Consider the following 13,114-nt stretch of genomic DNA (forward strand, 5'->3'; position numbering starts at 1 on the left):
AAAAAACCTCAGAAGAGAAACTTGCTGAGGTTTTTTAATAATCATTGGCTCCCCGAGCTGGACTCGAACCAGCGACCCAATGATTAACAGTCATTTGCTCTACCAACTGAGCTATCGGGGAACAGAAAGATGGCTATGATAGTGATTTGAGCCCGGAGGGTCAAGGATTAGTACTAATTTTTTTAAGTGTCTAGGCATGACTTTATATATGTTATTGATTGTAATATTTTTTCAACTGTATCGTGTTGACTGCCTTAAAACACTTTTTAGACAGAAGGAGGATTCAGTGGAATATATTGCTCCCATTAGCTCTGCGGTTATGGCTCTTATCTGGGTGATTTATTTACAACTATTATTTGTTCAATATCGTCGCAGTAATCGACCTTATCTGATTTTTCACCACGCTCAGAATGAAAATCCCGATGCATTGTGCCTATTGGTCAATATGGGCGAGAGAGCAATTCATATTCAATGTGTCCAGGCCGTTGTAACGATGCAATCTGGAGAAATATATGAACTTGGTGTTACCCAGTTCAAACGGGTGAATGTGATGGAGCAAAATGTCCAGCAAACTCTGCGTCAGGGGCCATTGTTAAATGGAGGCTATCTGGTACTTGGAACTTTCAGGGATATTATTGAGAATGCTGAAGCAGCAAAAGGAGAGTCAATTGCGCTTGAACAGGTTGAAACGCTTGAATTAAGAGCAGCTGCTATACATGCGCCCAGTAAACACCCAGTGGGAGCCCGTCGCGATTTTAAGCTGAAGCATGACGGAGGCTTATGCATTTTTCCAAAACAGATCTCCACTGAGCAGATGGTGAATCGTAGACAACAGAAAGAGGTGATTAAATGGCTTGAAACAGAACTGAACCCAGTTAATCACCCCAAAGACAAAGATGATCAGGAAAAGCGAAAAGAGCCTCATCCCTAATCATTAGGGTCTGTGATCTTTCAGTCAAAACAGTGACGACGATGAAAGATCAGCAGACCTTAGGATCAAATGCAATTAGGAGTAGCTTATTGCTCAATAAATTCAGCAATGCGCTGTAAAGCATTTTGTAAATTACTTTCGCTGGTGGCAATTGATAAACGGATATGGTTTTTCAGACCGAACGCTGTTCCGGGAACCACAGCAACACCTTTTTCAATCAATAAGGCTTCGGCAAAGTCCATGTCATCGTTTAAATCTGGTTTGTTGGCCAACACACCGCTGATATCAGGAAATACGTAGAAAGTACCGTCTGTTTCCAAAGCAGTGATGCCTTGCATCTTGTTAAGTGTTTCAACAACAAAGTCGTGGCGTTTTTTGAATTCAACCAGCATGGTTTGCACACAACCTTGAGCACCGTTTAATGCTTCGACTGAAGCAGCTTGCGAAATAGAGGTCGGATTTGAAGTGCTTTGCGATTGAATCTTTTTCATCGCGCCGATCAATTGAGCAGGGCCACCGGCATAACCAATACGCCAGCCAGTCATTGAATAGGCTTTGGATACACCATTCATAACGATTGTGCGGTCATATAAATCAGGGCAAGCCATCACGATGTTGTAAAACGGTTCATCGGCCCAATATATAAGTTCATACATGTCATCTGTAGCGATGAGAATGTCAGGATACTTACGCAACACTTCACCCAATGCTTCAAGTTCAGCTTTGGTGTAAGTCATGCCGGTCGGGTTGGAAGGGCTGTTGATGACAAATAACCGGGTTTTGTCGGTAATTGCATCTTCAAGTTGTTGCGGGGTAATTTTGTAACGTTGATCCCGGTCGCCAATAATAATGACGGGTTTGGCATCAGCGAGTAAAACCATATCAGGATAAGATACCCAGTAAGGGGCCGGGATAATTACTTCATCGCCAGACTCTAATAAAGCCTGTGCCAGATTAAAGAAGCTTTGTTTACCGCCACATGAAACCAGAATTTGATTGGCTTCATAAGTTAAACCGTTATCACGGGAAAACTTTTTGATGATGGCATTTTTCAGTTCAGCTGTACCATCAACTGCGGTGTACTTGGTTTGGCCCTTATCAAGCGCTTCGACTGCTGCTTGTTTAATATGATCCGGCGTATCGAAATCCGGTTCGCCGGCACCAAGACCGATAATATCTTTACCTTCGGCTCTCAAGGCCGCGGCGCGTGCGGTAATGGCTAAAGTAGGTGAGGGTTTGATGCTTTGAACGCGCTGTGAGAGTTTGATAGTCAAAATCTGTCCTTCGAGAAACGATAGTGATTAGAAAACCGTAATATACGATAAACACGGACATTGCTAAAGAGTATGAAAAAACAATTTGAATTAGTCTGCGAGTTTGAACCGGCGGGGGATCAACCAACTGCGATTGCGTCGCTGGTTGAGGGATTAAACAACGGTGAAATGTGGCAGACCCTGTTGGGGGTCACCGGCTCGGGAAAAACCTTTACGATTGCCAATGTTGCGCAAGCTGTGCAGCGTCCGGTGATGGTTCTGGCACCCAATAAAACGCTGGCTGCACAACTGTATAGTGAGATGAAAGAGTTCTTTCCCAATAATGCGGTGGAATATTTCGTGTCCTACTACGATTATTATCAGCCGGAAGCCTATGTGCCGTCATCCGATACCTTTATAGATAAAGATGCCTCGGTGAACGAGCAGATTGAGCAAATGCGTTTATCGGCAACCAAAGCCATGCTGGAACGGCGCGATGCGATTATCGTCTCCAGTGTCTCCTGTATTTATGGCTTGGGTGATAAAGATGCCTATCTGGCAATGGTCATGCATCTGGTTCAGGGCGATATCATTAATCAACGCGAAATTTTACGGCGGCTCGCTGAATTGCAGTATTCGCGAAATGATATTGAATTGTCTCGCGGCACCTACCGGGTGCGTGGCGAAGTGATTGATATTTTCCCGGCAGAATCCGAACGTGATGCGGTGCGGGTTGAACTGTTTGATGATGAAGTTGAACAAATCAGCTATTTCGATCCGTTGACCGGGGAAATATTACAACGGATGAACCGCATTACCATTTATCCTAAAACTCACTATGCCACGCCGCGCGAGACCATTCTTGGTGCTGTGGATTCGATCAAAGATGAATTACGTGAAAGATTGGCTGAACTAAATGAACAGAATAAATTAGTCGAAGCTCAGCGCTTAGAGCAGCGCACCCGTTTTGATATCGAAATGTTATTAGAGCTTGGTTATTGCAACGGTATTGAAAACTATTCTCGACATTTATCGACTCGACAAGCAGGAGAGGCACCGCCCACTTTATTTGATTACCTGCCTGATGATGCCATTTTGGTCATTGATGAAAGCCACGTGATGATTCCGCAGATTGGCGCGATGTATAAAGGTGATCGTTCACGTAAGGAAACGCTGGTGAATTATGGTTTCCGTTTGCCTTCTGCATTGGATAATCGTCCGTTGATGTTTGATGAATGGGAAAAGCTGGCACCACAGACCATTTTTGTTTCGGCTACACCAGGGAAATATGAAGCGGAACATGCTGGCAATATTGTCGAACAGGTAGTGCGTCCAACCGGGTTAATCGATCCTGAGGTGGAAATTCGTCCGGTTGGCACCCAGGTCGATGATTTGCTTTCCGAGATTACTAAACGCACTGCTGTTAACGAGCGTGTTCTGGTCACCACATTGACCAAACGCATGTCAGAAGATCTCACTGATTATCTGCGCGAGCACAACGTCAAGGTGCGATATCTGCATTCGGATATCGATACGGTCGAACGGATGGAGATTCTGCGTGATCTTCGGCTGGGGGAATTTGACGTGCTGGTGGGTATCAACTTACTCAGGGAAGGACTGGATTTACCTGAAGTCTCGCTGGTAGCGATTCTGGATGCCGATAAAGAAGGGTTCCTGCGCAGTGACCGTTCACTGATTCAGACCATCGGGCGTGCAGCGCGAAACCTCAATGGTAAAGCGATTTTATATGCAGACAAGATTACCGGTTCAATGCAACGGGCAATTGATGAAACCGATCGGCGGCGTGAAAAACAGATTGCTCATAATCTGGAGCATGGCATTACCCCGATTGGAATTATCAAATCGATTCGTGGTGGCATGGATGATTCGAAAAGCAAAAAAGAGGAAAAACTGCGCTTTGCCGAAGTGGCTGAAGAACATGCCAAATATGCTTCTTTATCACCTCAGCAATTGGCTAAACGAATTCAACAGATTGAAAATGCGATGTATAAACACGCACAGAACCTGGAGTTTGAAGAAGCGGCTAAATTAAGAGATGAACTTGATAAAGTAAGAAAGATGGCGCTAGGGCCGGTTGCTTTGTAATAGACACCTACTTAGTATGTATGGAAATACTTAGTTCTATTGGCGGTATAAAGCGCTTGCAAAATATGCCTGACTGCGTATAATTTCGCGCTTCACAGCAGGCACGTAGCTCAGTTGGTTAGAGCACCACCTTGACATGGTGGGGGTCGTTGGTTCGAATCCAATCGTGCCTACCAGATATATACATCAAGCACCTCTTGCAGGTGCTTTTTGGTTTTTAAGGCCTCTCGTATTGGCCACAACCAAGGATATAGTATGATTTCAATTACCCTTCCTGATGGCAGTCAACGCCAGTTCGATCATCCCGTTTCCATTCATGATGTTGCTGCCGATATCGGTACCGGTTTAGCCCGTGCTGCTCTGGCAGGCAAAGTGAATGGCAAACTTGTCGATACCAATTACGTTATAGAAGATGATGCTGAACTTGCCATCATCACCGAACGTGATGCAGAAGGGCTCGATATCATCCGACATTCGACCTCACATCTGTTAGCTCAAGCTGTAAAACAACTTTATCCCGATGCACAGGTCACTATTGGCCCGGTTATCGAAGATGGCTTTTACTACGATTTTTCCTATCCAAAAGGTTTTACACCGGAAGATTTGCAGAAAATCGAAAAACGCATGGAAGAGCTGGTCAAGCAAGATCTGCAAGTGGTTCGTGAAGAAGTCACCCGCGATGCAGCAGTGCAGATTTTTCGTGAAATGGGTGAAGAATATAAAGCTCAGATCATCGAAGACATTCCAAAGGATGAAATCCTGTCTGTATACCGCCAGGGCGAATTCATGGATTTATGCCGTGGTCCGCACGTACCGAATACCGGAAAACTTAAAGCATTCAAACTGATGAAACTGGCCGGTGCTTACTGGCGTGGTAAATCTGAAAACGAAATGCTGCAGCGTATTTACGGTACTGCCTGGTCAGATAAAAAAGACCTGAAAGCCTACCTACATCGTTTGGAAGAAGCCGAAAAGCGTGACCATCGGAAGTTGGCGAAAAGTCTGGATCTGTTCCATCTGCAGGATGAAGCGGCTGGTATGATCTTCTGGCATGACAATGGCTGGCGAATTTATCGCGAAGTTGAAAAATATATTCGCGACGTACTGGCTCAAAATGACTATCAGGAAGTGCGCACCCCTCAGGTTGTGGATCGCAGTTTGTGGGAAAAGTCCGGTCACTGGGATAAATTTGGTGACATGATTTTCAGCACCCATTCGGAAAACCGTGATTACGCGGTTAAACCGATGAACTGCCCTTGTCATATCCAGATATTTAATCAGGGTCTGAAAAGCTACCGTGATTTACCTTTACGTATGGCCGAGTTTGGTTCATGCCATCGTAATGAACCATCCGGTACCTTGCATGGTTTGATGCGTCTGCGTGGATTCACTCAGGATGATGCGCATATCTTCTGTACTGAAGATCAAATTCAGACCGAGGTTTCTACCTTTATAGATCTATTGTTTAACGTTTATGCCGATTTTGGTTTTAACGAGATTATTATCAAATTGTCGACTCGTCCGGAAAATCGTGTCGGTAGTGATGCCGTCTGGGATAAAGCGGAACATGCGCTTGAACAGGCATTAAATGCCAAAGATCTGGACTGGGAACTGCAACCCGGCGAGGGTGCCTTCTACGGACCGAAGATCGAATTCTCTTTAAAAGATTGTCTGGGACGGGTCTGGCAGTGCGGCACCATTCAGGTGGATTTCTCAATGCCCGGAAGATTAGATGCAACTTATGTGGCTGATGATGGTTCCAAACAGGTACCGGTAATGCTGCATCGTGCGATTCTTGGATCACTCGAGCGATTTATCGGTATACTCATTGAAGAATATGCTGGCGCGTTTCCGGCATGGCTTGCACCTCGTCAGGTTATGGTCATGGGAATTACCGATAAACAGTCAGATTATGTTCAAAAAATTGCCCAACAATTGAAAAATCAGGGATTTAGAGCTGATACGGACTTGAGAAATGAGAAGATTGGCTTTAAAATACGCGAGCACACATTGCGTCGCGTACCTTATCTAATCGTTGTTGGGGATCGCGAAGCACAAGAAAATGCCGTGGCAGTACGTACTCGCAAAGGCGAAGATTTAGGCGCTATGTCGCTTGAGAGCTTCGTTTCCTTGCTTCAAGAAGACGTCGCTCGCCGCGGTCGAATTATTTTAGAGGATTAAAAACATCGCTACAGATCAAAAAAGGCTGAATTCTGAAATCACAGCCAGAGAAATTCGTGTAACCGATGCAAACGGTGAACAATTAGGTATTATTCCGTTGGCGAAAGCCTTGGAATTAGCTGAAGAAGCCGAGCTGGATTTGGTGGAGATTGCCCCACAGGCAGAACCACCTGTCTGCCGTATTATGGATTACGGTAAGTATGTGTTTGAGGCTAATAAACAAAAAGCCATTGCTAAGAAAAAGCAAAAACAGATACAGGTTAAGGAAATAAAATTCCGACCAGGGACGGAAGAGGGTGACTATCAGGTAAAACTACGCAACCTGACACGTTTCCTCGAAGAAGGTAATAAAACCAAAGTCAGCCTCCGCTTTCGTGGACGTGAAATGGCCCATCAGGAATTAGGACTGAAACTGCTCGAACGAGTAGCCGAAGATCTGAAAGATCTGTCAGTCATTGAGCAACATCCGAAGAAAGAGGGTCGGCAAATGATTATGGTTTTGGCGCCAAGTAATAAAAAATAACTATTAATTAAATTAACAATGCGGAGTTCCAAATGCCAAAATTGAAAAATCATAGCGGTGCAGCGAAGCGTTTCAAACGCACCGGTAGCGGAAAGTTCAAACGTGCTCAAGCGTTTACTAGCCATATCCTGACCAAGAAAAGCACTAAGCGGAAACGCCAACTGCGTTCCACGCTGACAATCTGTAAAGCAGATCATTTGTCAGTCCGCAAATTATTGCCTCTTCTATAATTAAGGAGTATTCCAATGGCTAGAGTAAAACGTGGTGTAACAGCCAGAGCCCGTCACAAAAAAGTTATCGCGCAGGCCAAAGGCTATTATGGTCGTCGCAAGAATGTCTATCGTGTTGCTGTCCAGGCAGTTACCAAAGCCGGTCAATATGCATACCGTGATCGTCGTCAGAAAAAACGTGTATTTCGTACATTGTGGATTGCGCGTATTAACGCTGCTGCCCGTGAATGTGGAATTTCGTACAGTCGTTTGATCGATGGTCTGAAAAAATCATCTATTGAAATCGATCGTAAAGTACTGGCCGATATTGCTTATCACGATTCTGCTGCATTTGCTGCTATTGCTGCAAAAGCAAAGGCGGCTTTGGCTAACTAATCAGTCGGTTCGCTTTAGCGCGGATCTTATTATTAGTTACACAGGAAAGGGCCGTTGATGACGGCCCTTTTTTATTTCTGATTGATCCTCAGGTGGAGGAAATATGGCTGAACTGTCATCGCAGTTATTGGCATTAAAAGATATTGTTGAGGCAGCGAAGACCGCGATTCAAAATGCGACCGATGCCAAGACGCTGGATAATGTCCGGGTTGAATATCTCGGCAAAAAAGGGCTTATCACTGGTTATGTCAAAGAGTTGGGCAATCTCAGTGCAGAAGAACGTCCTTTAATTGGTAAAGAAGTGAATCTGGCAAAGCAGGAGGTTGCAGGTCTGACTGAAGTCAGGTCCAAGTTGCTTGCTGAGCAGGCCATGAATGCAGCTTTGGCTGCCGAAACGGTTGATGTAAGCTTACCCGGTCGTAATGCTGAAGTCGGCGGTCTGCATCCAGTGACTCGCACCTTGCAACGTATTGAACAGTACTTCCGTCAAATCGGCTTTCAAATTGCCGAAGGACCGGAAATCGAAGATGGTGATCACAACTTCACTGCATTGAACATTCCTGAGGGTCATCCAGCGCGTACGATGCATGACACGTTTTATTTTAACGCTGAAATGCTGTTGCGCACCCATACTTCACCGGTGCAAATCCGGGTCATGGAAAACGAACAGCCACCTTTACGAATCATCGCCCCGGGCCGGGTATATCGCTGTGATTCAGATTTAACCCACACACCGATGTTCCATCAGGTAGAAGGCTTAATGGTGGATGAAAACATCAGCTTTACCGATTTGAAAGGTATTCTTGCCGATTTCCTCCAGGCATTTTTTGAAAAACCACTCAATGTGCGGTTTCGACCTTCGTACTTCCCATTTACCGAACCTTCGGCAGAAGCGGATATTGAATGTGTGATCTGTGGTGGAGAAGGCTGTCGAGTCTGCAGCCATACCGGCTGGCTGGAAGTGCTGGGCTGCGGCATGGTGCATCCAAAAGTATTCGAGCACGTCAATATTGATAGTGAAAAATATCTGGGTCTGGCATTTGGCATGGGCGTTGAGCGCCTGGCGATGTTGCGATACGGCGTGAATGATCTGCGATTATTTTTTGAGAACGATCTGCGCTTCCTGCGTCAGTTCAAATAGGATAGGAAGTTCGCCATGAAATTAAGCGAAAATTGGCTACGTGAATGGGTAAATCCTGATTTTGATGTGCAGGTTATTGCCGAGAAACTGACTCAGGCGGGTCTGGAAGTTGATTCGGTTTCGCCTGTGGCCGGGGATTTCTCAGGCGTATTGGTCGGGCAGGTGAAATCAGTTGTAGCGCACCCGGATGCTGACAAATTGCGTGTCTGTGAAGTGGATGTTGCCGGTGATGCGTTATTACATATTGTCTGCGGTGCCAGCAACGTTCGTGAAGGTTTGAAAATTCCGGTTGCCGTCGTTGGTGCAGTCTTGCCAGGTGATTTTAAAATTAAAAAAGCCAAACTGCGTGGTGAACCCTCTTTCGGTATGTTGTGTTCTGCTAAAGAACTCGGCTTGGCTGAATCCTCTGATGGACTGATGGAATTACCGGCTGATGCACCTGTTGGCAGTGATATTCGCGATTATCTGGCATTAAATGATTTCACGATTGAAGTCGATTTAACCCCAAACCGTAGTGATTGCCTGGGGGTTGCCGGTATTGCACGCGAATTGGGCGTGATTAGTCGAACCAATCTGACACCGGTAACTATTGATGAAATAGCGGCAACTGTTCAGACAACATTTCCAGTTTCAGTAGAAGCCAAACAAGCCTGCCCGAATTATATTGGTCGGGTGATTGAAAATATCAATCCTGATGCGAAAACGCCGTTATGGATGCAGGAAAAACTGCGTCGCAGTGGATTACGGAGTCTGAGCGCCGTGGTGGATATTACGAACTATGTGATGTTGGAGCTGGGTCAACCGATGCATGCATTTGATCTGCAGAAGTTACAGCAGAGCATTATTGTAAGGTTTGCCAAGACAGATGAAAAACTGGCTTTATTAGATGGTCAGCAAGTTGAGATTGCTGAACAGACATTGGTGATTGCCGATGCCTCTGGTCCGCTGGCTCTTGCGGGTGTAATGGGCGGAGAAGCTTCCGCGGTTGATGATAAAACAACCTCACTGTTTCTCGAGGCGGCTTTTTTCACACCTGATGCGATTGCAGGGCAGGCCAGAAGTTATGGATTACATACTGATTCATCTCATCGCTTTGAGCGTGGTGTTGATCCTCAATTGGCTCAACAGGCAATGCAACGCGCCACTCAGTTGATTCTGGAAATTGCCGGTGGTCAGGCAGGCCCGCTTACTGTAGTCCGTGAAGAAAGTGCATTACCTGAAACACCGCAAATCCTGCTACGTGCAAATCGAATTAAACGCGTATTGGGAATTGAGATAGAAGCTGCTGAAGTAGAAGAACAGCTGACACGGTTGGGTCTGGAAGTTACGCAAGTTAGAGAGGGCTGGCTGGTGATTGTGCCAAGTTTCCGTTTTGATATTACTATCGAAGTCGATTTGATTGAAGAATTGGGTCGTCTTTACGGCTATGATCGCTTACCTCAAACCCGTCCTAAAATCAGTGTATTGCCAGGTGCAATATCTGAACAACAGCTTGCAGCAGAACGACTACAAAACCTATTGGTAGATCGTGGTTATTTTGAAGCGATCACCTACAGTTTTGTTGATCCGGCTATGCAACAGCATTTTGCTGATAGTGAAGCCGAACCTATCAAGTTAGCCAATCCGATTTCTGCTGATTTGTCAGTGATGCGTCATTCACTTTGGCCGGGTCTGGTGCAAGCAATGGTTTATAACCTGAATCGTCAACATGACCGGATTAGATTGTTTGAAGTGGGTCGTGTATTCCGAGGTGAATTGGCTGATATCGATCAGTATCTGTGTATTGGCGGACTGGTCTATGGTGATGTTAATCCTGAACAATGGTCGGAAAAAAATCGTAAAGTTGATTTTTATGATGTTAAAGCTGATGTCGAGGCGTTATTGGCGCTGGGAAATGGCAAGGTCGAATTTCGCGCTGAAACACATCCTGCATTGCATCCTGGACAATCTGCACGTATCTATCAAAATGATAAACCGGTGGGTTGGATGGGAGCACTGCATCCCAAACTCAATAAGCCATTAGGTTTTACTGGGAAAGCGTATGTTTTCGAATTGGCATTAACGGTTTGTCTGCAATCTGCCATTCCAACATTTACTGCTTTATCGCGTTATCCTGCTATTCGCAGAGATCTCGCATTAGTTGTCGACAATTCCATTGTAGCCGTTGAAATTGAGCATTGCCTGAAAGGTATCGAGTCTGATATTCTTAAGTCAATTCAATTGTTTGACGTTTATTCTGGAGATGGTGTCGAGCTTGGCAAAAAGAGTATTGCGGTCGCTTTCCATCTTCAACATGGTGAGCGAACCATGACCGACGATGAAGTCGATGCATTAATGCTGCAAATCACCAACAAGCTGCAAAGTGAGTTGGGTGCAGTTGTTAGAACCTAACGTCGGTTCAATAATAAGAATAGAGGTAAAGAATGGCACTCACAAAAGCCGATATGACTGAACAACTTTATGAAGAGTTGGGATTTAATAAACGTGAAGCAAAAGAACTGGTCGAAATGTTCTTTGAAGAAATCCGTGGAGCACTTGAGGAAGGTGATCAAGTGAAACTTTCAGGATTTGGTAATTTTGAACTGCGCGATAAAAATGAACGGCCTGGCCGTAACCCGAAAACGGGTGAAGAAATTCCAATCACCGCCCGTCGTGTTGTTACTTTTCGTCCTGGCCAAAAACTGAAAGCAAGGGTGGACAGTTATGCTAGAGGCGAGTAATAACAACGAACTACCTGCAATTCCGGGTAAACGTTACTTTACCATTGGTGAAGTCAGTGAGTTATGTGGTGTGAAACCACATGTACTGCGCTATTGGGAACAGGAGTTTACCCAACTCAAACCCGTTAAACGCCGTGGTAATCGCCGTTACTACCAACGCCATGATGTGGTGCTGATTCGTGAAATTCGTGGCTTGCTTTATGAACAGGGGTTTACCATTGGCGGTGCCCGCCAGCAATTGGAAACAGAACACAAACCGGAAGCTGCCCCCAGTAATGAAAATCGCAAACAACTGATTGATGAAATGCTGAAAGAGCTGGAACAAATTCGTACGATACTGGCTTAATACGTTATAATTTCACTGTTTTGTTGCTTGTCGGGGCATGGCGCAGCCTGGTAGCGCACTTGCATGGGGTGCAAGGGGTCGAAGGTTCAAATCCTTCTGTCCCGACCATTAGCAACTTTAATATCATCACAACGCTCTTAACGGGCGTTGTTTTGTTTCTACCGTCTGAAAACCACAGGATCCACTATGCAATTTAATACTCTGGGCAATAGTAATCTAAAAGTCAGCCAGATCTGTCTTGGCACAATGACTTATGGTGAACAGAACACTCAACAGGAAGCATTTGAACAGCTTGATTACGCTGTATCGCAGGGTATTAATTTCATTGATACAGCCGAGCTTTACGCAATTCCTCCCAAGGCAGAAACCTATGGCGCAACTGAAACGATTATCGGTAATTGGTTGGCGAAACGCGGTCGTCGGGATGATTTGGTTCTTGCCAGTAAAATCGCCGGGCCCGGTGCTGATTGGGTAGGGCATATTCGCCAAGGGAAATCGCGATTTGATGATAAAAATATCAGTGAAGCGTTAGACAACAGTTTGCAACGCCTGCAAACCGATTATCTGGATTTGTATCAATTACATTGGCCTGAACGACAAACCAATTATTTTGGCAAATTGGGCTATCAACATGATTCTGCTGAAGAAGGCATGACGCCTGTGATTGAAACTTTGCAAGCCCTTGAAAAGCAGATAAAAGCCGGCAAAATCCGCTACATCGGATTATCCAATGAAACACCTTGGGGGCTGATGCAGTTTATTTCAGTGGCACAGGCTATGAATTTACCGGTGATAGCTTCTGTACAAAACCCCTACAGTTTACTTAATCGTACTTATGAGATCGGCTGTGCCGAAATCAGCTATCGGGAGAATGTTCCATTATTGGCCTACTCACCATTGGGCTTTGGTGTGCTAACTGGAAAATATCTACAGAACAATGCACCCGCCACGGCTAGAATGAGTTTATGGCCACATTATGCCCGCTATAGCAATCCTCAAGCTGTTCAGGCGACTCAGGCTTATGTTGATTTAACAAAGCAATATCAATTAGATCCTGCGCAAATGGCACTGGCCTATGTGAATAGTCGTCCCTTTGTGGCGGCTACTATTATTGGGGCGACCACTATGCTGCAATTACAATCCAATATAGCGAGTGAGCAATTAATACTTAGCAATGAAGTTGTTAGCGCCATTGAAGACATTCATAAAACGATTCCTAATCCCGCGCCCTAACTCACCTTTTCATAAATGTGCGCTAGCGCAGGTTAAAGTTATAAAGACTATGGTAGTTTATATTCTTCTTTAATA

The 13,114-nt window shown here is 45.1% G+C and carries 12 protein-coding genes and 3 tRNA genes; 13 read left to right on the top strand and 2 right to left on the bottom strand.

The features are described 5' to 3' along the window. Nucleotides 1–45 precede the first annotated feature (45 nt). Nucleotides 46–121, bottom strand: a tRNA-Asn gene (locus tag Q7A_RS07100). Nucleotides 122–286: 165 nt separating this feature from the next. Between Q7A_RS07100 and Q7A_RS07105 the strand changes: the two genes are divergently transcribed. Then, a complete protein-coding gene (locus tag Q7A_RS07105) occupies nt 287–931 on the top strand; it encodes a hypothetical protein (RefSeq protein WP_014706661.1) in 645 nt (214 codons plus the stop codon). 86 nt (nt 932–1,017) lie between these two features. Here the strand turns inward: Q7A_RS07105 and Q7A_RS07110 are convergent, their stop codons facing one another. After that, nucleotides 1,018–2,205: a pyridoxal phosphate-dependent aminotransferase gene (locus tag Q7A_RS07110; RefSeq protein WP_014706662.1), complete on the bottom strand. Its 1,188-nt coding sequence runs from the start codon at nt 2,203–2,205 to the stop codon at nt 1,018–1,020. Between the two features lie 72 nt (nt 2,206–2,277). Here Q7A_RS07110 and uvrB point away from each other — a divergent pair, with 72 nt between their 5' ends. From uvrB to Q7A_RS07170, 12 genes are all read left to right on the top strand, one after another. Beyond that, nucleotides 2,278–4,290, top strand: coding sequence for an excinuclease ABC subunit UvrB (gene uvrB / locus Q7A_RS07115; protein WP_014706663.1), 2,013 nt, complete (start codon nt 2,278–2,280; stop codon nt 4,288–4,290). A gap of 99 nt (nt 4,291–4,389) precedes the next feature. Next, nucleotides 4,390–4,466, top strand: a tRNA-Val gene (locus Q7A_RS07120). Between the two features lie 79 nt (nt 4,467–4,545). Further along, a complete protein-coding gene (gene thrS, locus Q7A_RS07125; RefSeq protein WP_014706664.1) occupies nt 4,546–6,471 on the top strand; it encodes a threonine--tRNA ligase in 1,926 nt (641 codons plus the stop codon). After that, nucleotides 6,467–6,994 (top strand): translation initiation factor IF-3, encoded by a 528-nt coding sequence (gene infC / locus Q7A_RS07130; RefSeq protein WP_041354443.1) that lies wholly within the window; start codon nt 6,467–6,469, stop codon nt 6,992–6,994. Before thrS ends, infC begins: the two co-directional genes overlap by 5 nt. Nucleotides 6,995–7,026: 32 nt before the next feature. Then, the gene (rpmI, locus tag Q7A_RS07135; RefSeq protein ID WP_014706666.1) at nt 7,027–7,224 is read left to right on the top strand and encodes a 50S ribosomal protein L35; all 198 of its coding nucleotides are present in this window, start codon (nt 7,027–7,029) and stop codon (nt 7,222–7,224) included. Between the two features lie 15 nt (nt 7,225–7,239). Continuing rightward, nucleotides 7,240–7,599 carry a 50S ribosomal protein L20 gene (gene rplT / locus Q7A_RS07140; protein WP_014706667.1) on the top strand — a complete coding sequence of 120 codons (360 nt, stop codon included), beginning with the start codon at nt 7,240–7,242 and terminating at the stop codon, nt 7,597–7,599. 103 nt (nt 7,600–7,702) lie between these two features. Further along, nucleotides 7,703–8,740 (top strand): phenylalanine--tRNA ligase subunit alpha, encoded by a 1,038-nt coding sequence (gene pheS / locus Q7A_RS07145; RefSeq protein ID WP_014706668.1) that lies wholly within the window; start codon nt 7,703–7,705, stop codon nt 8,738–8,740. Between the two features lie 15 nt (nt 8,741–8,755). Then, entirely contained in the window at nt 8,756–11,131 is a 2,376-nt protein-coding gene (gene pheT, locus Q7A_RS07150; protein WP_014706669.1) for a phenylalanine--tRNA ligase subunit beta, read from the top strand. A 32-nt stretch (nt 11,132–11,163) separates the two neighbouring features. After that, entirely contained in the window at nt 11,164–11,460 is a 297-nt protein-coding gene (ihfA, locus tag Q7A_RS07155; protein WP_014706670.1) for an integration host factor subunit alpha, read from the top strand. Continuing rightward, nucleotides 11,444–11,806, top strand: a complete 363-nt coding sequence (locus Q7A_RS07160) for a MerR family transcriptional regulator (RefSeq protein ID WP_014706671.1) — start codon at nt 11,444–11,446, stop codon at nt 11,804–11,806. The genes ihfA and Q7A_RS07160 overlap by 17 nt, the downstream gene beginning before the upstream one ends. A gap of 31 nt (nt 11,807–11,837) precedes the next feature. Next, nucleotides 11,838–11,914, top strand: a tRNA-Pro gene (locus Q7A_RS07165). 78 nt (nt 11,915–11,992) lie between these two features. Further along, a complete protein-coding gene (locus Q7A_RS07170; RefSeq protein ID WP_014706672.1) occupies nt 11,993–13,039 on the top strand; it encodes an NADP(H)-dependent aldo-keto reductase in 1,047 nt (348 codons plus the stop codon). The last annotated feature ends 75 nt before the right edge of the window (nt 13,040–13,114 follow it).

The organism is Methylophaga nitratireducenticrescens (assembly GCF_000260985.4).
Lineage (GTDB): Bacteria > Pseudomonadota > Gammaproteobacteria > Nitrosococcales > Methylophagaceae > Methylophaga > Methylophaga nitratireducenticrescens.

Excerpts from the sequence above, each read along its gene's own strand:
- thrS (WP_014706664.1), top strand. The coding sequence starts at position 4,546 with ATGATTTCAATTACCCTTCCTGATGGCAGTCAACGCCAGTTCGATCAT.
- ihfA (WP_014706670.1), top strand. The coding sequence starts at position 11,164 with ATGGCACTCACAAAAGCCGATATGACTGAACAACTTTATGAAGAGTTG.
- pheS (WP_014706668.1), top strand. The coding sequence starts at position 7,703 with ATGGCTGAACTGTCATCGCAGTTATTGGCATTAAAAGATATTGTTGAG.
- pheT (WP_014706669.1), top strand. The coding sequence starts at position 8,756 with ATGAAATTAAGCGAAAATTGGCTACGTGAATGGGTAAATCCTGATTTT.
- rplT (WP_014706667.1), top strand. The coding sequence starts at position 7,240 with ATGGCTAGAGTAAAACGTGGTGTAACAGCCAGAGCCCGTCACAAAAAA.
- Q7A_RS07160 (WP_014706671.1), top strand. The coding sequence starts at position 11,444 with ATGCTAGAGGCGAGTAATAACAACGAACTACCTGCAATTCCGGGTAAA.
- Q7A_RS07170 (WP_014706672.1), top strand. The coding sequence starts at position 11,993 with ATGCAATTTAATACTCTGGGCAATAGTAATCTAAAAGTCAGCCAGATC.
- uvrB (WP_014706663.1), top strand. The coding sequence starts at position 2,278 with ATGAAAAAACAATTTGAATTAGTCTGCGAGTTTGAACCGGCGGGGGAT.
- rpmI (WP_014706666.1), top strand. The coding sequence starts at position 7,027 with ATGCCAAAATTGAAAAATCATAGCGGTGCAGCGAAGCGTTTCAAACGC.